This window comes from Wolbachia endosymbiont (group A) of Apotomis capreana (assembly GCF_964027025.1).
Classification (GTDB): Bacteria; Pseudomonadota; Alphaproteobacteria; order Rickettsiales; family Anaplasmataceae; genus Wolbachia; species Wolbachia pipientis.
The window spans coordinates 89,643-110,534 of sequence record NZ_OZ034721.1 but is presented as its reverse complement, the minus strand read 5'-3'; the positions used below and the strand labels follow the sequence as shown (position 1 = coordinate 110,534).

The 20,892-nt window shown below is 35.0% G+C and carries 16 protein-coding genes, 1 tRNA gene and 1 pseudogene; 10 read left to right on the top strand and 8 right to left on the bottom strand.

From position 1 onward, the window contains the following. Positions 1-93 precede the first annotated feature (93 nt). Both AAGD50_RS00530 and AAGD50_RS00525 read left to right on the top strand, forming a co-directional pair. Complete coding sequence (locus tag AAGD50_RS00530; protein ID WP_264723856.1) at positions 94-1,470, top strand: UDP-N-acetylmuramoyl-tripeptide--D-alanyl-D-alanine ligase; 1,377 nt, start codon at positions 94-96, stop codon at positions 1,468-1,470. A 50-nt stretch (positions 1,471-1,520) separates the two neighbouring features. Continuing rightward, positions 1,521-2,471: a complex I NDUFA9 subunit family protein gene (locus AAGD50_RS00525; protein WP_264339548.1), complete on the top strand. Its 951-nt coding sequence runs from the start codon at positions 1,521-1,523 to the stop codon at positions 2,469-2,471. 8 nt (positions 2,472-2,479) lie between these two features. Here the strand turns inward: AAGD50_RS00525 and AAGD50_RS00520 are convergent. Beyond that, a tRNA-Arg gene (locus AAGD50_RS00520) sits at positions 2,480-2,553 on the bottom strand. Between the two features lie 762 nt (positions 2,554-3,315). Between AAGD50_RS00520 and terL the strand changes: the two genes are divergently transcribed. The 3 genes from terL to AAGD50_RS00505 all read left to right on the top strand — a co-directional run bounded on the left by terL (position 3,316) and on the right by AAGD50_RS00505 (position 7,685). After that, positions 3,316-4,767, top strand: coding sequence for a phage terminase large subunit (gene terL, locus AAGD50_RS00515; protein ID WP_341810056.1), 1,452 nt, complete (start codon positions 3,316-3,318; stop codon positions 4,765-4,767). Positions 4,768-5,043: 276 nt separating this feature from the next. Continuing rightward, positions 5,044-7,494: a type I DNA topoisomerase gene (topA, locus tag AAGD50_RS00510; protein ID WP_264723857.1), complete on the top strand. Its 2,451-nt coding sequence runs from the start codon at positions 5,044-5,046 to the stop codon at positions 7,492-7,494. 56 nt (positions 7,495-7,550) lie between these two features. Beyond that, the gene (locus tag AAGD50_RS00505; RefSeq protein WP_255407365.1) at positions 7,551-7,685 is read left to right on the top strand and encodes a hypothetical protein; all 135 of its coding nucleotides are present in this window, start codon (positions 7,551-7,553) and stop codon (positions 7,683-7,685) included. Here AAGD50_RS00505 and AAGD50_RS00500 read toward each other — a convergent pair. Beyond that, positions 7,673-8,500, bottom strand: a complete 828-nt coding sequence (locus AAGD50_RS00500; RefSeq protein ID WP_264723859.1) for a rhodanese-related sulfurtransferase — start codon at positions 8,498-8,500, stop codon at positions 7,673-7,675. The two genes, AAGD50_RS00505 and AAGD50_RS00500, sit on opposite strands and share 13 nt — an antisense overlap. A gap of 259 nt (positions 8,501-8,759) precedes the next feature. On the opposite strand from AAGD50_RS00500, the gene AAGD50_RS00495 reads away from it, so the two are divergent. Beyond that, positions 8,760-10,358 (top strand): ABC transporter permease, encoded by a 1,599-nt coding sequence (locus AAGD50_RS00495; RefSeq protein ID WP_265024516.1) that lies wholly within the window; start codon positions 8,760-8,762, stop codon positions 10,356-10,358. A 10-nt stretch (positions 10,359-10,368) separates the two neighbouring features. Here AAGD50_RS00495 and AAGD50_RS00490 read toward each other — a convergent pair whose 3' ends face one another. From AAGD50_RS00490 to apaG, 5 genes and pseudogenes are all read right to left on the bottom strand, one after another. Beyond that, complete coding sequence (locus AAGD50_RS00490; protein ID WP_341810055.1) at positions 10,369-11,127, bottom strand: Rpn family recombination-promoting nuclease/putative transposase; 759 nt, start codon at positions 11,125-11,127, stop codon at positions 10,369-10,371. Then, entirely contained in the window at positions 11,124-12,671 is a 1,548-nt protein-coding gene (ltrA, locus tag AAGD50_RS00485; RefSeq protein ID WP_341809996.1) for a group II intron reverse transcriptase/maturase, read from the bottom strand. Before ltrA ends, AAGD50_RS00490 begins: the two co-directional genes overlap by 4 nt. An 8-nt stretch (positions 12,672-12,679) precedes the next feature. Further along, complete coding sequence (locus AAGD50_RS00480) at positions 12,680-12,946, bottom strand: hypothetical protein (protein WP_341810054.1); 267 nt, start codon at positions 12,944-12,946, stop codon at positions 12,680-12,682. Between the two features lie 359 nt (positions 12,947-13,305). Next, positions 13,306-13,551 (bottom strand): annotated as a pseudogene (locus AAGD50_RS00475) (PD-(D/E)XK nuclease family transposase); the annotation flags it as partial. 234 nt (positions 13,552-13,785) lie between these two features. Beyond that, positions 13,786-14,187 carry a Co2+/Mg2+ efflux protein ApaG gene (apaG, locus tag AAGD50_RS00470; protein WP_179951370.1) on the bottom strand — a complete coding sequence of 134 codons (402 nt, stop codon included), beginning with the start codon at positions 14,185-14,187 and terminating at the stop codon, positions 13,786-13,788. Between the two features lie 99 nt (positions 14,188-14,286). Here apaG and AAGD50_RS00465 point away from each other — a divergent pair, with 99 nt between their 5' ends. Further along, positions 14,287-15,351: a 5-(carboxyamino)imidazole ribonucleotide synthase gene (locus tag AAGD50_RS00465; protein WP_264723861.1), complete on the top strand. Its 1,065-nt coding sequence runs from the start codon at positions 14,287-14,289 to the stop codon at positions 15,349-15,351. Positions 15,352-16,239: 888 nt separating this feature from the next. On the opposite strand, the gene AAGD50_RS00460 is transcribed toward AAGD50_RS00465, so the two are convergent. Continuing rightward, positions 16,240-17,433, bottom strand: a complete 1,194-nt coding sequence (locus AAGD50_RS00460; RefSeq protein ID WP_264723862.1) for a bifunctional 2-C-methyl-D-erythritol 4-phosphate cytidylyltransferase/2-C-methyl-D-erythritol 2,4-cyclodiphosphate synthase — start codon at positions 17,431-17,433, stop codon at positions 16,240-16,242. A gap of 263 nt (positions 17,434-17,696) precedes the next feature. Here AAGD50_RS00460 and AAGD50_RS00455 point away from each other — a divergent pair, with 263 nt between their 5' ends. The 3 genes from AAGD50_RS00455 (at position 17,697) to AAGD50_RS00445 (ending at position 20,878) form a co-directional block, all read left to right on the top strand. Then, entirely contained in the window at positions 17,697-18,761 is a 1,065-nt protein-coding gene (locus AAGD50_RS00455) for an AI-2E family transporter (RefSeq protein ID WP_151808091.1), read from the top strand. Positions 18,762-18,890: 129 nt separating this feature from the next. Further along, positions 18,891-19,526 carry a DnaA ATPase domain-containing protein gene (locus tag AAGD50_RS00450; RefSeq protein ID WP_006280257.1) on the top strand — a complete coding sequence of 212 codons (636 nt, stop codon included), beginning with the start codon at positions 18,891-18,893 and terminating at the stop codon, positions 19,524-19,526. Between the two features lie 365 nt (positions 19,527-19,891). After that, positions 19,892-20,878 (top strand): tyrosine recombinase, encoded by a 987-nt coding sequence (locus AAGD50_RS00445; protein WP_151808093.1) that lies wholly within the window; start codon positions 19,892-19,894, stop codon positions 20,876-20,878. Positions 20,879-20,892 lie beyond the last annotated feature (14 nt).

Genomic DNA, 20,892 nt, shown 5'->3' with positions numbered 1-20,892 from the left:
GGGATTGCAACCATTATTTGTACATTGTCTAAAACATGTAGTATTTTCGCTACTTTTATTGTTCAATTTATTATAAAGAATACTCTCTAAATTATGTTTAAATGGAGCACAAATAATATCATTGATGCAACTGGCGGAAGAGACGTAAATGGTTGTAATTGGATACATAGCTCAAATATTTCAACGGATACAAGAAGCATAAAAAAAGGTGATTTATTTATTGCACTCAAGGGAAAGAATTTTGATGGCCATAATTTTTTGCATGAAGCGTTTTTAAAAGGGGCAGTAGCTGCAATAGTAAGTGAGGGTAAATATAAAAATTTTCCTCTCGTTATTGTACAAGATACCCTGAAAGCTTTGCACGATATGGCATCATACTATATTAGAAATGTTCTTGTTGACGCTAAAGTTATTGCAATTACAGGCAGTGTCGGGAAAACTACTACAAAGGATATGCTGCACACTGTTTTATCGCAATATGGAGTGTCCCATGCAAACGAAGGTAACTTAAATAATAATATAGGATTGCCTTTGACAATTCTAAAAGCTCCAAAAAACTGCCAGTACTTAATCCTTGAAATGGGAATGAATAAAGCTGGTGAAATAAAAGAATTATCAAAGATTAGTAATCCGAATATTGCAGTTATTACCAACATCGAACCTGCACATACTGAAAATTTTTCATCACTATTTGACGTTGCACAAGCGAAGTTAGAGATTCTGTATGGTATGAAAAATAACGGTACTTTGATTTTGAACAGAGATAATAAATATTATGATTATCTCTCATCACATGCCAATAGAAATGTAATAAGCTTCGGTAAAGATAAAAATGCTGAAGTTTGTTTGTTGGACCTAATAAGAAATGATGACGGGCTAAATTTAAAAATCAGGCTGAGTGATAATCAAACTATAAACTGTAATTTACGTGTGCAAGGTGAGCATTTTGCTTATTCGCTACTTGTTGCAGCAGCAGTTGTGCAGAGCCTCGGACTTGATTTATCAAAATTACCACTTGCACTTAAGAATTTTAGTGTAACGAAAGGTAGAGGCAATATTCATAAGGTCAAATACAATAGAAAATATATACATTTAATTGATGACTCCTATAACGCCAGCCCTGCTTCGATGAAAACTGCGATAAAAACTTTGAGTACATATTCTAATCAGAGAAAAGTAGCTTTGCTTGGTGATATGTTGGAACTTGGTGATGAAAGCATAAAATTTCATACAGATCTGGTTAAGGTTATCACAGAAAATAATGTAGATAAAGTTTATACAGTTGGTAAATTTATGTTAGAATTGCATGAGTTTTTGCCAGATAATATAAGAGGCACGCATTTTAATGATTCTAATCAATTGAAAAGTGATTTAGCTAACATTATTCAGAATAATGACGCAATTCTAGTTAAAGGCTCACGAGGAATGAAAATGGATCTTATTGTACGGGAATTCGTAATAAAATATTAAGCGAAATCATTGTATTAATTTACAGTAACAAATTATTAGGAACTTTAATTGTGATAAAACGTGTAATTATTTTTGGTGGAACGGGGTTTATAGGGAAACACATCGTAAGACGCTTGGCAGCAGAAGGATATTTAATAAAGATATTCACTCGTAATCAGGAAAAAGCTGCTTGTTTAAAATTGTGTGGCAATTTAGGACAAATATCAATATTTAAAGGCGATTTTTTTGATGAAAAATCAGTTCTGGATGGTATGGAAGAATGTGATGTAGCTATAAACTTAGTGGGAATATTATATGAAGCAAAAAAGCACGATTTTTACGCTGTTCACGTTAAAATAGCTGAAAGGATAGCAAAAGCTGCAAAAATGAAAAATGTACCTATGATGATACATTTTTCTGCTATGGGAATAGAAAATAGCAAGTTGTCAAAATATGCCAAAAGTAAATTGGAAGGTGAAAAAGCTGTAACTTCAGCATTTCAAAAAGCAATAATAATTAGGCCAAGCCTTGTATTTGGTAAAGAAGACAACTTCTTTAATAAATTTGCAAGATTAGCAACTATTCTTCCTTTCTTACCACTAATTGGCAATGGAACAACTAAATTTCAGCCAATATGTGTAACAGACTTAGCTGAAGTGGTATATCGTATTATCAGTTTTAATAAGCAAGACAAGAAAATTTATAACATGGGTGGACCAAAGGTTTACTCTTTCAAAAGCTTATTGAAGTTTATTCTGAATGTTACTAACAGAAAGTGTTTGTTGATCAATGTATCTTTTCCAATGGCAAAGTTAATAGCTTTCTTTTTAGAAAATAAAATTATTTCTATGCTGCTAAAACCAATAACCGGAGATACGAACCCTATGCTTACTCAAGATCAGGTGAAAGTTATGATGAATAGTTCAATCGAAAAGTCAGTTGACCTTGAAACAATGAAGGTTCGACCATTAGCAATTGAAAATGTGGTGCCAGAGTACTTGAAGATTTATAGAAAGTATTGATAAAAGAGTGTGCCCGGTGGGATTCGAACCTACGACCCACAGCTTAGAAGGCTGTTGCTCTATCCAGCTGAGCTACGGGCACACAACATATATAAAATGCTTCTTAGTACAAGTGAAGTCAAGTACTTCGTGTGAATATGATGTTTATCTTACAAAACCTTGTCATTGCAGTTGTGTGTCGCGCGCTACCGAAATTGGATGCGAGAAGTCTATTTATTTTAGAAAATATTATATAGAAAGTTGCTTGACAAACTCCACCAGCGCCCTTATCATGATAGTGAAGCTATTGTATTTGCTTTCGCCAATCTGCAGATTAAAAGGTAAGGATTACTTAATGTATCGGCGTCTTATGTTCAATTTTTTGCAGTATATAGATACTGTATGTCTTTACAAAACTTCATCTACATCTAGATTTTTATCTAAATAAGCTGAACGCGCTTATAAAGCGTTACAAGACATCAAAAAATGCCAATACTCGACAGAGATAGTAAAAGACTAGCTAACTCGGGGATTCTTTGTCTTTTTTTCTGCTTAGTAAATTTCTTAAACATTTGCAGCGTAGGTTAGTTGCAATTAAAAGCGGCTGAATCTCGCTTGTCAAGCATTTAAAACATAAAAAACGCCAATATTTTAAAGCGGATAATAACCACGGGGCTTCTTTTGCCTTTTTTTTCATTTGGTAAATTCCTTAATATTTATAGCTAAACAACAACCGTCATCCCGCTACGTGTTAGCGGCTAAGAGATACCGCGAATGAATCGCGGTATGACGGTTAAGTAGGGTGTCATTCCAGTGCTCCTTTTTCTGTCATCCCAGCGTTACGCGCTGGTTTCAACATTATATCATGAACTTTCTAAAATTCATTGAACTGTGCTTTCAAACGGTAGTGCCGGGGTGTGAGTATAACGATTATCAGTATATAAAAGTCATAGCAGACAGGCTGGAAGCAGCGAGCGCTGGTGAAGTGAAACGAATAATATTCAATATGCCTCCGCGCTCGATGAAGTCCATGTGCATAAGCGTTGCGTGGCCCGCATGGATACTGGGAAACCAACCAACTGCGAGAATAATAGTTGCAAGTTATTCTCAGCGGCTCAGCGAAAAGCACTCGCTCGACACCAGGTGCGTGATGCAGTCTAGTTGGTATAGAGCGCTATTTCCAGAGATAGAACTATCCAAAGACCAGAATACCAAATATAAATTTCAAACAGTGCAGAGAGGATACAGAATCGCAACATCAGTTGGTGGAACACTAACTGGTGAAGGTGGTGATTTTATCATTGTGGACGATCCGCTCAGTTCTGCTCAAGCTTTGAGTGAAACGCTTAGAAAGCGTGCCACAAACTGGTTTGATCAGACTTTAGTAACCAGGCTGAACGATAGAAAAAAAGGAGTCATCGTTCTTGTAATGCACAGGCTACACCAGGAGGACTTAACTGGACACCTTCTCTCCAAGCCAAAAAACATATGGCATCATATTTGTTTGCCAATGATTTCTGAAAATAAGCAGGTTATTTATTCAATTAAAAAGCCAATACCTCCCGTTCCTATCATCCGAGTAGCTCAGCATTGTGCGACCAGGCGATTATATAATAAACCAGCGTCACCTGTAAGGATATTATATTCAAGAGAAGAAGGTCAGTTGTTATATTCCCTCGATGGAGGAAAAGAAGAAGTTGAGATAATAAAAGCTGAACTTGGGAGTTACGCTTTTGCTGCTCAATATCAACAAAACCCTCTGCCGCTTTCAAGTGGTATAGTCAAACGAGAGTGGCTAAAGCGCTATAAAAATGTTCCTGATAATCTCTCGCATGTAACACAAAGTTGGGATACTGCGGTTTCAACAAGTAACATGAGCAACTTTAGTGTCTGCACCACCTGGGCAAAAATAGATAATAAATTCTATTTACTCGACGTATATCGCGCAAAGCTTGAGTATCCAAAGCTTAAAGAACAGGTTTTGTCACTAGCTGCAAGATGGACGCCACACGCAATTTTAATCGAAGCAAAAACAAGTGGTCAACAATTGGTGCAAGAGCTAAAGACAAACAGTGATTTACCGATTATTGAAATAGTGCCACATGATGACAAGCTCACTCGATTTCATCAAATTGTTCCGATTATAGAGTCTGGCAAGGTTTTTCTGCCACATCAAGCAGTATGGCTGAACGATTTTGAGTATGAGATTTTAATGTTTCCTGAAACTCGACACGATGATCAAGTAGATAGTACCGTGCAATATCTCCAGTGGGTGAGAAACAGTACCTCCAGGGTTACGGCTGTACGGGCATTGTGATTTGAGAGCAATTTCCACAAGGGAGGATGTCATCCCAGCGCTCCTTTTTTTGTCATGCAAGTAGCTGACACTGGAATCTAGCTTCTCGTTGCTGCTGCGATCATATACTATTGTAATGAGCCTTCAAAGTCGCTTGAAAATATCAACATCCAAGGGTTTTCTAAAGAGGGTCAAGAACCTACTTTGTAAAATTCACAAGACCTATTAAAATATTTTTTTACTTTTCATTGTATATTTCTCAACATATTATCTTTAAGTACTAAAATAATTAACAGTATGGCGTTATTAATAGTTGAATCACCTGCAAAAGCAAAGACAATAGGTAAATATTTGAGTAAAGAGTTCAAAGTAGCTGCATCCTTTGGACATGTGAGGGATCTTCCAGCAAAAAACGGTTCTGTCGATCCTGATAATGATTTTGCTATAAAGTATGAAACCATTGAAAAAGCAGAAAAATATATAAAAGAGCTAGTAAAAGCAGCAAGTAAAGCATCAGATATATATCTTGCAACAGACCCAGACAGAGAAGGGGAAGCAATGGCTTGGCATGTGATAGAGACATTAAAAGAAAAGAAAGCAATCAGTAATGAAAACAACATTTATAGAGTAGTCTTTAATGAGATAACAAAGAGAGCAGTACAAGAAGCAATAAAAAATCCACGTGAAATTAATATGGATTTAGTGCGTGCACAACAAGCACGTAGAGCTTTGGATTATCTAGTTGGATTTAGTTTGTCACCACTGCTGTGGACAAAATTGTCGGGAAGCAAGTCTGCAGGGCGAGTGCAGTCTGTTGCATTAAAGATTATATGCGAACGAGAAGATGAAATTAGTAAATTTATAACACAGGAGTATTGGAGCATAAAAGCAGAAATGCAAAATAGCAAAGATGAGGCTTTTTTTGCTATGCTAAGCCACTATGACAATAAAAAGCTAGAAAAATTTGATATTAAGAATGAAGAAGAAGCAAAGAACTTAGTCAGGGAGATTGAATCAAGGCAATATGCTGTAAGCACAGTAGAACGCAAGCAAGTTAAGAGAAACCCGCTTCCTCCGTTTATTACTTCAAGTCTTCAGCAAGATGCGGTGAATAAACTGTATTTTAATGTGAAAAGTGTTATGCGCATAGCGCAAAATTTATATGAAGGTATCGATATTGGTGGTGAAACTGTAGGGTTGATAACTTACATGCGTACAGATGGGTTTCATATTGCAGATGAGGCTATAAACTCAATTAGAGGGTCAATTAAGTCATTATATGGTGATAAATATTTACCGCAGTCTCCTCGTAAATATGTAAAAAAGGTCAAAAATGCTCAAGAAGCACATGAAGCAATTCGTCCAACTGATATAAGTAGAACGCCGGGTAGTATTAAGGATTACTTAACGCCAGAGCAATTTAAATTGTACGATTTAATCTGGAAAAGAACCATTGCAAGTCAAATGGAATCGGCGATCCTTGATCAAGTGGTAGTTGAAATTAGTTCTACTGACCAGAAAGTAATTCTGCGAGCAAGTGGATCAAGTATATTCTTTGATGGTTTTTATAAAGTCTATCAAGATAACATGGAAGCCGAAAATGAAGGCCTGCTACCTGCCATGAAGGAAGGGGAAGCGTGTAAGCTGATTTCAGTTGAGCCAAAACAGCATTTCACTCAACCGCCACCTCGTTATAGTGAAGCAAGTATCGTTAAGAAAATGGAAGAAATCGGTATAGGTCGACCATCAACTTATGCAACAATTATTTCGGTATTACAAGATCGTGAGTACGTTTCATTGGATAGCAAAAGGTTTATTCCAAGCAGTCGTGGTAAAATCGTTACTATATTTTTAGAAACTTTTTTTCAGCGTTGTGTAGAGTATGATTTCACAGCACAAATGGAAGAAAAGCTTGATTTAATTTCAAATGGACATGCAGATTGGAAAAAAGAGTTAGGCCACTTTTGGGTGCCATTTTTTGGTCATGTAAACTCTGTCAAGCAAATGACGCATGATGAAGTTTTCAGCGGCATTCACAATTTGGTAGTCGATTGGTTTTGTTCAGAAGAAGGAAGAAAAGAGGTGAATACAAAATGCCCTGCTTGCTCTGATGGCATATTGAAATTGAACTTTGGAAAAGCCGGGGTGTTCCTTGGATGTTCTAACTATCCTGAATGCAACCATACAAAAGAAATTACAGGTAGTAACGACAATTCAGAATATCCAAAAAGTTTAGGTATAGATGATATAACAGGACAAGAGGTAGTAATTAAAAAGGGTCCTTTTGGACTTTATCTGGAGTTTAATAACGAGTTAAAAAAGAAAAAAACGGTTTCCATACCAAAAGATATAAATGTTAATGAGATTGATCTGAGCACCGCTACTCAGTTACTTTCCTTGCCAAAAGTAATCGGAGAACACCCTGAAACCGGAAAGGAAGTAAAAATAGGCCTTGGGCGATTTGGGTACTATATTTTCTATGATGGTAGATACTTTTCTCTTAAGAAAAGCTCCAAAGAGGTGCTGAATACAGAATTGAGCGAAGTTGTACAAATTATTGCAAACAGTCCACGCAAAGAGCTAAAATCTCTCGGGCTTAATGAAAAAGGAAAAGAAGTTTTTATCTGCAACGGTAGGTACGGATTCTATATAAAATGCGGTAAAACAAACGTTGCTTTGGGCAAGAGTGCAGATATTGAAAGCATAGATTTGAAGAAGGCTTTAGAGCTGATTAAGGGTAAGAAATAGACTTCTTGCATAACCATTATCTACGTTAAAAATCAGCTTTTTTGTCATTCCAGCGTGTGACGCTGGAATCTAGAAAAAAAGAACCTGGATGCCAGTGTCTGGGCACTGGCATGACACCCTTTCTGGTAGAGGTTGCTCTCAAATCACAACGTGCATACAACTGCAGCAGTATGATGTTTTATTTATTATAGCTATAACACTGAAGTTTACAATCAGAACAAACCACTTGGCCACGTGGAACTGATTTCAGTTTATCAGTTGAAACTTGATTTGAGCAGAGTATGCATTTTATTGTGTTGCTTGGAGTAAGTGAGTTATCAACAGCAATTCTATCATCAAAAACAAAACACTCACCTTCCCAATTATTATTTTTATTATGAGTTTTTTCGAGGTAAGAAAGAATGCCGCCTTTCAGGTGGTACACATCGTTAAATCCAAGATTTTTCATGTACGCTGTTGATTTTTCGCATCTAATTCCACCAGTGCAGTACATAGCTACTTTCAGGTCTTTACTCTCAGAAAATGACTCTGTCCACTGAGGAAACTCACGGAAACATTGTGTGTGTGGATTAATTGCATTCTTAAACTTGCCTAACTTCACTTCATACTCATTTCGTGTATCTATTACTAAAACGTCAGGTTGAGAAGTAAAATCATCCCAATGCTCTGGATCAACATATTTACCCTTAAGGGAAATATCAAGATTGCTTACACCAAGATTCACAATCTCTCTTTTTAATTTTACCTTCATCTTGCTAAATGGTTGATATTCTGCTGCACTCTCTTTCCATGTAAGGTCCCTTAGCCTATAATCAGAACGTAGAAAATCGAATATTTTATCAATTGCGTTTCTTTCACCAGATATTGTTGCATTAACACCCTCTTCTGCAAGGAGTATAGTGCCCTTTAACTCAACGTTGTTGCATGTAGCTTTTATTTCGTCTTTCATGTCATAATAATTAGAAAGTTCTACAAAATGATAGAAAGTTGCAATGACGAAGCTCATGATTATTCACTTATCAACTAAAAACATGATATACAAAATTATAAAGATATTCAATAGTACGGCTGTTATAGCTAAAGTGGCTCTACAATTTGAAAAACAACAAATTCGTCATTCCGCTACTCGTTAGCGGAATCTATGCTGAGATACCGCGAATGAATCGCGGTATGACGTAGGGAAACCTTTCTTGGATTAGCTATAATTACTGGATATCTTCAGTTTTTACATATAACATTTTAATATAAAATATAGATTCAAATTAATGTTTTTAAGAGTATTTAAAAATATATTCTTATTTCTAGTAAGTATATTATTCGTCTGTCCAATATTATCATTAATATCAATTCTATTTACAGATACAACAAATTCCGGATGGGTAATCAGCACACTTTTCCCTGAATATATACTGAGTACGTTAATTTTGATGATAGGAGTGGGGGGAATATCCTTCATATTTGGAGTAATTCCAGCTTGGCTCACTACATTTTTTTCATTTCCTGGAAGTAAAATTTTTGAGATTGCTTTATTCTTTCCAATATCGATTCCTGGATATATAGTAGCGTTCGTCTATGTAAATACACTAGAGTTTTCAGGTCCGGTGCAGAGCTCATTAAGAGACATTTTAGAGTGGAGCAAAGGTGACTATTGGTTTCCTGAAATAAAATCTCTAGGTGGTGGAATATTAGTAATGGGATTCAGCCTATATCCATACGTTTATATGTTAGTCCGCTCAAGTCTAAAGAATGTTAGTAACTCAGTCACTATTGCGTCAACGCTTGGGTTCTCCTCATTGAAGAGCCTGTTTTCTGTCATCATACCCTCCATACGCCCATCAATTATAGCTGGGTTGTCTTTGGTACTAATGGAAGTAATTACAGATTTCGGCACACCACAGTTTCTTGCTATCGATACTTTTACGACAGGAATATATCGCACCTGGTTTTTACTGCATGACAAATATTCAACTACTGTTTTAGCAGTTGCAGAATTAATTTTCGTTGTGATACTAATAGCTATCGAAAAAAAACTACAAAAAAAAGGAATATCTTACTCTTCAATCAATACCAATTCAGATTATCACAATAAACGGAGTATAAGTGGCGCTATACCGTTGATCTTTGCTTATCTTATGTGTGTATTGCCGATATTAATAGGTTTTATTTTGCCAATGATTCCGCTCATATATTGGAGCATAGAGAAGGGGTTGTTCATATACGAAGCAAGATTCTATAACATAATAGCAAATAGCATTAGTTTATCAGTTATTACCGCACTAATCTCAATTAGCATTGCAATAATGATTGGATATACGGCGCGTAAAAATAAGGTAATCAATAATGTAGCACGTCTCATTTCTTTAGGCTACGCAATTCCAAATGCAATTATCGCAATTAGTATAATAATATTTTTAAGCAGAATATCCTCTTTCATTACTCAATATGTTGTGGAAATTAGCTTAGTAGGAACTATTGGCGCATTAGTTTACTCATATTTATTCCGTTTTTTTGCTATATCTTTCAAGGCGGTAGAGTCAGGGCTCAAAAAAACACCAAATGAAATTGAGTGGACTGCATATACCATGGGTCATGGACCTATTTCCACATGTTTGAATGTTCATATCCCTCTCATCAAGAAGAGTATATTATCGGGATTTTTGCTCGTATTTATGGATACTATCAAGGAGCTCACAGCAACACTCATTATAAGACCATTTAATTTTGAAACTATATCAACTAGAATATATGAACTTGTAAGCGATGAGCGCTATAGAGAAGCTGCCCCATTTTCGTTAATAATAGTTATAATAGGCTTAATCTCTACAATAACCTTATTTACACTTGATGATAAGGATAAAAAATAAACGTAACCGTTCACAGATTTCCACTTAATTCTTCAATCTCACTAATAGAAAGGCCAGTAAACTTGACAATAGTGTTGACATCAACATTATTAGCCAGCATTGCTTTTGCGACTTCAATTTTCCCTTCCTCTTTACCAATTTTTTTGCCTTTTTCAGTAGCAAGATCAAGTCTGTATTCAAGAATGGCTTCTTCTTTGCGTAGATCCATTATCCTTTCTTCATAGGCTACTAAATCTTTTTCGTTCCAACGAAACTTGTCTAACTCATCATACGCCAGCTTTATTATTGGTGCTTTTTCTGCTATCTCTTTTAAGTCCTCTTCTGTTGTTTCTTCTGCATATTTAAAAAAGAAACACCACCTTTCTATTGTACTTTCTAGCTGCTCTACTTTACTTTTTGAAAATTTGGGCAATTCTATAAAGATAAATTGAAAATCTTTTAAGTAATGGCCGTTAGTTTTTATATCACGTATATTGTGAGTAGAAATATAATCAACTTCTTCAGGAAGTAAGTTACAATTTGATATAGCAATAAAGAAGACTTTCTTTAAATCAATGTAGTTGCCAGATTTATCTAATTGTCTTGAGTAGGCTTTAGCGGCATATAATTGAGCGCGTTTTTCGAAGCCCTTGTCTCTAGCGAGCTGGTCAGGTAAGGAAGCAGTATTACTACTACCCCCTCCCTTAGAAACGCAGCATGCAGGTTTCCCAACACTACGCTTGAGCCCCTTATCTAAGTTCTTCTTTTCTAGAACCGGCTTGTCCTTCATGATTCCTCAGGAAACATCATTCTTAATGGTGACACCAACAGTAGAGAACCTTCTCTTGAGAAAGAGCTTGCTAACATTCTTGTTCGTTTCACTCTCTCATCAAAATACTTTTTCCATTTTAAGTCAAGGGGATTTGCATCCGCTCTGATTTTAACATGTCGTCTGATAGGTATATCAATCAGCTTAAGCAGTCTTAAATACCGTATCTCTTTTGGTTTGTTCTTGCATAGGGGTGCAGCAAAAACCCATTGGCGTTGACCCATTACTTTGAAGTAACGATTCTTTATCCAACGTAATCCTTTACGAGGATGTCTTTTCTTTGCCCATTTCCATAAACTATGCCAAATTTCATTGTCGATCTTTCTAAACGCTTTTTTAGCACACACATGGTGATAGTAATTTCCCCATCCTCTCAGTAGAGAGTTGAGTGACTTAATTACTATAGCCTGAGTGTTCGCTATATTTGCTTTTATCAATGTACGTGCTTTATTAAGAAGTCTTTTAATACTTTCTTTCGAAGGTTTAATAATTAACTTCTTATTATATCTACGTACATTACAACCAAGAAAGTCAAACCCTGTTGTGATAGATGTAATCTTTGTCTTCTCTTCTGACAGAATTAAACCTCGCTCATGAAGAAAAGATGATACTGAAGGCTTAACTTCCTTTTCCAGTACTTCATGTGTGAAATCTGAAATAATAAAGTCGTCTGCGTATCTGATTACATTCACTCCACTTCTGATTTTGTTTCTTTTTCTACTGCCGAGTTTACCAAATCGACTTTCCAATAACTTTTCAAGTCCGTTTAAGGCTAAATTGGCTAGTATTGGAGAAATTATACCACCTTGCGGGGTACCTGCAGTTGTGGGATACAGAGTTTTTGATTCTAGGAAGCCAGCTTTTAACCAACTATGCAGAATTTTTTTCTCCATAGGAATATGCTTCATAAGCCATTCATGATTAATGTTGTCAAAGCATCCTTTGATATCACCTTCAAGTATCCATTGTAGTTGATTACGACTTGCCAGTAACAAATGACAAGCTACTGTAGCATCTGCACAGGATCTTTTAGGTCTAAAGCCATAGGAGTGACGATCACTGATCGTTTCAGCTATCGGTTCCAGAGCAAACAGATATAATGCTTGCATGGCTCTATCTTTTATCGTGGGTATTCCAAGAGGTCTTCTTTTGCCATTAGATTTACTGATATAAATCCGTTTTAGCGGAGAAGGTTTATATCCTCTTTGCTTTAACTGCTTTATTCCTTGAAATTTAGCATTGCAAGTTGACCATAGTTGACGATCTACACCCGCTGTGTTTTTTCCTTGGTTTTCAGTTACTCTCTTAACAGCCAAAGCTTTTCCGCTAAAAGAGCGTGTGAGAAGATGTTGTAAAGTTTTTACCTTACCCCATCTTCCTTCTTGGACAGCCTTAACAATACGTCTTTGTAGCCTCACAATAACTTTCTGGCATTTCTTCCATGGCAACTGCTTCCATGCTTCAAAGCTTTTGGTAGATGCACTTACAGGTTTACTTGTAATCATCTGCTTTCCTACCTTAAGTGGTTAACAAAGTTTCTTGTCACGAGGGACCAAACGGAAGTCTGCTCGTTTTCACGCGAATTAATGTTACAAATTCTATCCATTTCGTTACAAAATGGCATTCGCTTTCTCCATTCTCCTTTACCTGCACTTCCATCAGCATTCCTTGCGGTTTGCTTGCCATGTAGGCGAAAATACAGGCTTACCCTGTTTCTCCAGTCATACAATAGTGGGTTAGGTGGCTTCTCCATACCGGTGGAGTTATTATTTGCGTACATCTAGAAATGAAAAAATGTAACTTATCCACATTACCTTTTGGTCAGAGCTTATCAGCATCTTTAGCTCTTTCATCGTATCGGTACTTATAAAGCTTCACTTACGTTCACCATACCACTAGCCTAGCCCTCCAACCACATGATGCTTGCAGTTTATGCCCCTCTCACGATTGAGCATCTTCTTTTTCAAGAGGAGGTTCATTGTCCGCATCGCTTGGCACCAACCGGTTGCCCGATTCGCACTGATGCGTAGACTCAGACGGCAAAACATCTGGTTTAATAAGTTTTAGAATCCTTTCAGTTTCTTTCTGAATGAATTCCTCTCCTTTTAAACAATATGACCGAAGACTTTCAGGTCGCACCATTTCTGCTATATATCTATTTCCGTGAGAATCCTTGCAGAGAACATCAACAATACTTTGTTTATCAGAGGCAACTTCGGGATCCATAATAGTGCTAAGAAACTCAACTTCTTGTATTGCATTTATCTCAGTAAACCCTAAAATATCGTTCAAAAAGTGGATCAGGATATTCTTATTTTTTTCCGTTCCAAAGATTTTTTTGAAACACAAATCATTGCGAGGATCGAGAAATTTTGAAAGAGCCATGGCAAAAATGCTTGAAAATATTAATAATTATACACTATTATTAACAATTATTCAACCATATTTTTGAAGATAGCTATAGCTAACACGTCATAACCGCCACGAACCGTCATACCGCGATTCATTCGCGGTATCTTAGCATAGATCCCGCTAACAAGTAGCGGGATGACGATTGTGTATCGTGCTTTGCTAAAAATCACAGAATGCAGTCTGGTTACAAATAAACTATTTTGACAGTTAATGGGGTCTAGTTTTGATGTATGGACTATCCAAAGAAAAGGGTGGTATCATAACTTCAAAAACTTTTATGCTTTCTTCATTCAGAAATTCATACTTACCCTGCATTATTCCTGACGGTACATTTAAGTATGTTCCACTTGTGTATTTAAATACCTCTCCAGATTTTATCACAGGTTGTTCTCCGATAACACCAACTCCGGCAATTTCATTTACTTTTCCCTTATAATCTATTATTTGCCAATGACGACTTAACAATTGAATAGTTGATTGGCTTTTGTTTTTTATCTTAACGTTATACATCCATACATAGCAATTTTCATAAGGAATGGATTGCTCTTCAATGTAAATTGGTAAAACTGTAACTTCAACAAAGTTGGTAGTCAATGTGTATTCTAGAATCATTATAGAATATTCATGATAAAAAGATAATATTCTAATTATATGCTTTTTTCATAGATTTTTCAAGTATACTTTAATTAGGAAATATCAATTTATAGTATGAACGAACCAGATGCGCTTAGCAAAAAAGTAATAGGAATAATAGGTGGTGGACAATTAGGTAAAATGACTGCTATCGCTGCAACAAAACTTGGACAAAAAATACATGTTTTTGCCAGTGCTAAAGACGATCCGGCTTGCTCTGTTGCTGATGATTTCACAATAGCAGATTTCTCTAATAAGAAAGCTCTTGAATCTTTTGCACAGAGTGTGGATTTAGTTACTATTGAGTCTGAAAATATTCCATGTAGTGCAATTGATATCGATGTAAATTTTTATCCGGGTAAAAAAGCGTTACACATTTCGCAGAACAGACTGAGAGAAAAGGATTTTATTAAAAACTTGGGTATAAAAACTGCTAACTATAAGAGTATACAAAATTATAATGAGCTACTGAAAAGCAGTAGAGCTTTTGGCTATCCAACAAGGCTGAAAACAACAGAAATGGGTTATGATGGAAAAGGGCAATATGTGCTTGAGAATGATTCTGAAGTGAAGCAATTTGCTTCCTTTGATTGGAATACAGAGTACATTCTTGAAGCAAGTGTTGATCTACTGAAAGAGGTTTCAATAGTCGTTGCAAGAGATAAAAACGGTAAAGTAGCTTTTTTTCCTATAGCAGAAAATTACCACGTTGATGGAATACTTGATACTTCAACAGTGCCAGCTAAAATAGATAGTAAATTAACTCAAGAGGTACAACGAGCTGCAAAGAAAATAGCAAATGCGCTTGATGTAATAGGAATTCTGGCTATTGAATTTTTTGTTACTAAGGATAACGAATTGTTAGTTAATGAACTAGCTCCCAGACCTCACAATTCTTGCCACTGGAGCTTGGATGCATGTAACGTTAGTCAATTTGAACAGCTAGTTAGGATAATATGCGGGTTACCTATGCAGGAAGTAGTATTACGCTTTCCTTGTATGACGAAAAATATAATAGGTAATGATATATATGATTCTCATAAGTATTTGAGCAACGAAAAAGCTAGTTTAACCATATATGGGAAAAAAGAGGTTAGGGATAAGCGTAAAATGGGACATGTCAATATAGATTTAAGTTAACAGTTTTTCTACGTCATACTGCCACAACTGTACGAACATTGTGATATGATGAGATGTTACATAGTAAACGGTGTCATTCTAGCACCTCTTTTCCCGTCATCCCGCTGCTTGTTAGCGGGATCTCATTTCACTTTGTGAAGGTGTCATCCCAGCACCTCTTTTCCCGTCATTCCGCTGCTTGTTAGCGGGATCTCATTTCACTTTATGAAGGTGTCATCCGAGTAGCCTGACTACTTGGATCCAGGAATTTTATTAAGTTGGTAAGCATAAAAGTGGCTGATCTTATGTTAAAACACAACGTTCTTGATGAGATTACAGCAAGGCTGGATTCCAGCGTCAGCTACTTGAATGACAGCAGTCCTACGTCATGCCGCCGCGGTATCTCTAGATCCCGCTAACACGTAGCGGGATGACGGTTGTCGTTTAGCCATAAATGTTTAAGAAATTTACCAAACGAAAAAAAAGGCAAAAGAAGCCCCGTGGTTGGCTAGTTACTTACATTATACTTTCAAGTATGGCGTTTTTTTATTCTAAACGTTTAATAACCGCGATTCATCTGCTTTTAAGCCGCAACTAATCTAAATTATAAACATTAAGAAATTTACTAAACAGAAAAAAAGGCAAAGAAAACCTAGGGTAGCTAATTACTCACTATCCATTTTTTAAGTTGGCGTTTTTTGATGTTTTAAATGCTTTATAAGCGCATTTTAGCTTGTATAGCTAGAAATTTGATAAAGACATAAGGTGCACATAGTGCAAAAAATTAAACATGAGACGCCAAATACGTTGAGTTTTTTTGTCATTTAATCTGTACAGAGAAGATAAATAAATAGCTTCAGTTTCATGATAAGGGGGCTGGCGAAGGGTGTCAAGTAAGTTTTTTCGTTTCTATTTCCAATAAAAGTTTGTATGCAATAACACAGAAGCATGCACTGCTATTCCTTCATTTCTTCCAATATAACCTAATTTCTCTGCAGTGGTTGCTTTGATATTTACAAATTCATCATCAATTTCTAATGCTTTTGATATGAATTTCTTCATTTCTACTTTGTAAGGCGATATTTTAGGCTCTTCACAAACTATAGTAATATCTAAATTAGACACGCTGTACCCTTTTTCTTTTGCTTTTTTAGCAGCAAAGTCAAGAAAGTGAGATGAATTGCAATCTTTCCATTCAGAGGAACTAGGAGGAAAGTGCTCTCCTATGTCGCCACATCCCAGTGCTCCGAGTATTGCATCAACGATTGCATGTATTGCAACATCACCATCAGAGTGCGCTTCTATTGCCATGTTGTGTTCAATTTTCACACCGCAAATTTTTATAAAGCTTTCAGCACCATTTTGAACTTTAATGAACTTATGTATATCATAACCGGCTCCGACACGAAATTTTGGCTCTTCAAAAAGAAGCTTTGCCATATTGATATCCTCTTTTGTGGTTAACTTAAAATTGCTTTTCTCACCTTTAATAATCGCAACATGTTTTTTGTGCTCTACCATTAGTGATGAATCGTCAGTAAATTCTTTGACTGATTGATGGCATGATAATAATTCTTTGAAATTAAAAATTTGAGGGGTTTGTATGGCTCTGAGCTTTCCTCTTGAGATCGTAGATTCAATAAAATTATTACTCACCAATGACATAGTGTCTTCAACTTCTATTGCTGGAACTACTCCTGTATATTGATCATTAATCATAGATTCAACCAAGTTATCTATCAGAACATCTGACACAAAAGGCCTACAAGCATCGTGTATAACTACAAAATCTGGGTTAATTTTTTGTAAGCTTTCAAGCCCTAGTTTAACTGAACTTTGCCTGTTTTCTCCTCCGTATACAGGGCTTAGTAATTTAGTGTCTGTAATTAGTGATATAGCTTTCTCATAGAAACTTTCATGGTCTCTATTAATTGCTATTCTTATGTAATCTATATATTGGTTAGCCAGAAATCTTTTAATTGTATGAAATAAAACAGATTTACCTGCCAGTTTTATATATTGCTTAGGAATCGTAGAATTGCATCTACTGCCTACTCCCGCTGCAACTATTAATGCTGCTATTTTGTATTTCTTAGCGCACATATTTCTTTTTGTAGAAGCTTTCCTCTCTATCCAAGATTCTTTCCGAAAAATAAAATTTCTGACATCATATAAAAGTTACTTCCCCTATTAACTAGCATAATTATAATAGCAAAAGAGATATTTAGAGAGCTCAAAATCTATCTTTGCCTGCGGATTAAACAACTAAATTTTAGTAAAAAACGATAGTATTACAAATCGTAAAATACTTTCAACATAGGAAAAATAAATTGCATATTTTTCAGTAAATTAGCTATGCTAAACACATGCAAAAACGTCATATAACTATTTGTTTCATACTGCTTTTTATAATAGGGATGTTATTCCTGATGCGTCCTATGATTTTTCCATGTTTAATATCTATTATTATTGCATATTTGTTTAATCCGCTAGTAGTCAAGTTTGAAAAGTATAGAATACCACGTTCATGTTCTGTAATTTTTATAATACTTATTTTATTAATAGCTTTTATACTAGTCATAACATTTGTTTTACCTATTATATATGTTCAAATTACTTCAATATTAAATTTCTTAGTGAGTAAAGTGCCTTCATTAAAGCTTAAAGTAATCCCCTCTGTATTAGAATTTCTTAATATGAAAATCGAGGATAGCTTATTTGATCATTTATCTAAAAATCTAGCAGAAAATTACAGCAACTATGTATCTTATTTCATGAATGCTCTTGATATTGCTAGTAACTTTATAATCCAAGTGTTAAGTTCAAGCTTTAACACGGTATCATTAATGGTGATTACTCCTGTAGTGTTTTTCTATATATTACGTGATTGGCCTTTAATTATAGAAAAAGCTAGTAAATTAATCCCTATTCCTTACAGAGGAAAAATTGCAGATTATTTTTCCAAAGTGGATTTCATTATATCTAATTATCTAAAGGGGCAGGTAAATGTATGTATTGTCATGATGGTCTTTTACTCTGTGAGCCTGAGCATAATCGGATTGGAACACTCTATTGTTATTGGAATTTTATCAGGAATGTTAACGTTCATACCTTACGTAGGGCCATTATTATATACCATTATTGGGTTTTTGAGCGCTATCACTCAATTTAGTGGATGGTTTGAAAGTGCTGCTGTTTTGCTATTATTTGGTGTTGGACAATTAATAGATTCAAATATATTAGTTCCTTTATTAATAGGAAAAAAAGTTCATATACATCCAACTGTAATTATTCTGGGAATTACTATATGCGCTTCATATTTTGGATTTACAGGTATATTACTTTTTATTCCAATAATAGCAATGTTCAATGTATCAGTAGAATATGCAATCAATAAATATTTTAAAAGTGAGCTTTATAAAAACGGCTAACAGACCTTTTGCATAATCAATTTATGGTAAGAGGAGAAATGAGCCCAGAATACCTGACACATTTGAGGAGCGTAAGTAAATTTCTGCGCAAAAATTACTACCAGAAAGAGGTTACGTAAGAGGTTCAACGTGCAATTAAATTTATTTAACAACAATCAAGCTGATTATAGCCGGCAAAATTACATCATCTTAGATGAAAATAAGCACGTATATAATTCGGTAGTTAATGATTTATCTTGGAAATGTCTGATTCTTTTTGGACCTAAAAGCTCCGGTAAAACTCATCTTGCTCATATTTGGCAATCAATAAACGATGCAATCTTTATCAATGTGAATAACTTCGTAAGCGAGATTAGGTATAGCGATGCTTTTATTTTAGAAGACGTACAAAACATTAAAGATGAAGCAATGTTATTACATTGTTACAATTACATGAAAGAAAACGACAAGAGGCTGCTAATCACTTCTTCAATTTCACCAAAAAAGCTTAACTTCAAACTAAGAGATTTAAGTTCTCGAATATTATCAACTATCAGCGTAAAAATTTTGCCTGCAAGCGAGGAATTATTAAGAATTATGCTAATAAAACGATTTTCAGATAAACAGTTAAAAATTGATTTAAAAGTGATTAATTATATTTTAGCAAGAATAGAACGTTCTTTCTATAGCATTGATAAAATTATAGAAAAGATAGATAATGAATCTATAGGGTCAAATGTGACCGTTCCTTTTATTAGCACTTTATTAAAAAAAGATGCCATTTGATTTCTTCTTTTGTAAAGGTGTATATTAAAAATTTATTAACACCCATAACACTAACGTAATTGGAATCTCTATCTGTCCATGTTAGAATTATAATCAATGTTATGTTATAATAAATATAGATAGATACAGCTAAGAAGTATTCTATATTTATAGTAGAGCTCACTTTATAAGGTGTTTTTTATAGATTTAACGTTATAATTTAACTATGATAAGAGTAAGATTAAATTTAAGAAAAAGGTTAAAGCAAAAGTTTGTGATGTTCACTCTATTGATAAATGCTTTATTTGTCTCATATTTTCTCATAAGAAACACAGGGAACACTTCTAATCAAATTATAGCCAAAGAAATAAATATAGGAACTGATAATGAAAAATAAACAGTCGCAAAATAAAAAAGAAAATCTTTACATAACATATTACATAGATGCTTTAGCTTCAGAGAGGTCCGCTGCACAAAATACTCTGGAAAGTTATCGTTCGGATTTACACCAGTTTGAAGAATTTTTATTGGAAAGCGGCACTACCTTGGTTGGTGTAAACAAAACCAATATTAAAGATTATGTGAAATCTTTATGTACACAAAAAAAATATAAAAGTAGCTCTATATCAAGAAAAATATCCGCTATGAAAAATTTTTACAAGTGTCTATTTAATGACGGAATAATAGATTTTAATCCAGCGCCGGCTAATGATGCTGAATTAAAGAATCCAAAAGTTTCTCGTCCTTTGCCTAAGTATTTAAGTGTCGAAGAAATATTTTTGCTAATGGACACAGTGAGAAAATCAGCAAGCGAATCGAATAAAGAGATAAGCAGTAAAAGGCTATGTGCGATTTTAGATATCCTTTACTCTTCTGGAATGCGTGTTTCTGAACTAATTAGTATGAAATTATGTGAAGTGTCACATTTAATAAACAGTAATAACAAAGAATGCTATATAATAATAAAAGGAAAAAGTGGTAGAGAGAGGCAAATTCTTTTTAATGAACAAGCATTGCAGAGCCTTAGAAATTATTTATCAGTTCGTGATAATCTGATCTCTAAAGAAAAGGAATCCGATTGGCTATTCCCAGGTGATAAACCTAATAAACCAATTACAAGGCAGAGGGTCGGTCAATTAATGAAGGAGTTGGCAAGAAAATGCAATATTGATGAAAATAAGATCTCTCCACACGTGATTAGGCATTCTTTTGCTACCCATCTACTAAATAGCGGAGCAAATATTGTGTTGATACAGAAAGTTCTTGGCCATACTAACCTTTCTACAACACAAATATATACTCATATTGCTAACGAAAAGTTAAAGGACAAATTAGCTGATTCGCATCCTATTACTCAGATGATCAATAATTAAATTTATTGTTTTTA

Coding starts and splice junctions, on each gene's coding strand:
- AAGD50_RS00445 (WP_151808093.1), top strand. CDS start 19,892: ATGAAAAATAAACAGTCGCAAAATAAAAAAGAAAATCTTTACATAACA.
- AAGD50_RS00460 (WP_264723862.1), bottom strand. CDS start 17,433: ATGTGCGCTAAGAAATACAAAATAGCAGCATTAATAGTTGCAGCGGGA.
- AAGD50_RS00530 (WP_264723856.1), top strand. CDS start 94: ATGTTTAAATGGAGCACAAATAATATCATTGATGCAACTGGCGGAAGA.
- ltrA (WP_341809996.1), bottom strand. CDS start 12,671: ATGATTACAAGTAAACCTGTAAGTGCATCTACCAAAAGCTTTGAAGCA.
- topA (WP_264723857.1), top strand. CDS start 5,044: ATGGCGTTATTAATAGTTGAATCACCTGCAAAAGCAAAGACAATAGGT.
- AAGD50_RS00480 (WP_341810054.1), bottom strand. CDS start 12,946: ATGTACGCAAATAATAACTCCACCGGTATGGAGAAGCCACCTAACCCA.
- AAGD50_RS00465 (WP_264723861.1), top strand. CDS start 14,287: ATGAACGAACCAGATGCGCTTAGCAAAAAAGTAATAGGAATAATAGGT.
- AAGD50_RS00455 (WP_151808091.1), top strand. CDS start 17,697: ATGCAAAAACGTCATATAACTATTTGTTTCATACTGCTTTTTATAATA.
- terL (WP_341810056.1), top strand. CDS start 3,316: ATGAACTTTCTAAAATTCATTGAACTGTGCTTTCAAACGGTAGTGCCG.
- AAGD50_RS00500 (WP_264723859.1), bottom strand. CDS start 8,500: ATGAGCTTCGTCATTGCAACTTTCTATCATTTTGTAGAACTTTCTAAT.
- AAGD50_RS00490 (WP_341810055.1), bottom strand. CDS start 11,127: ATGAAGGACAAGCCGGTTCTAGAAAAGAAGAACTTAGATAAGGGGCTC.
- AAGD50_RS00495 (WP_265024516.1), top strand. CDS start 8,760: ATGTTTTTAAGAGTATTTAAAAATATATTCTTATTTCTAGTAAGTATA.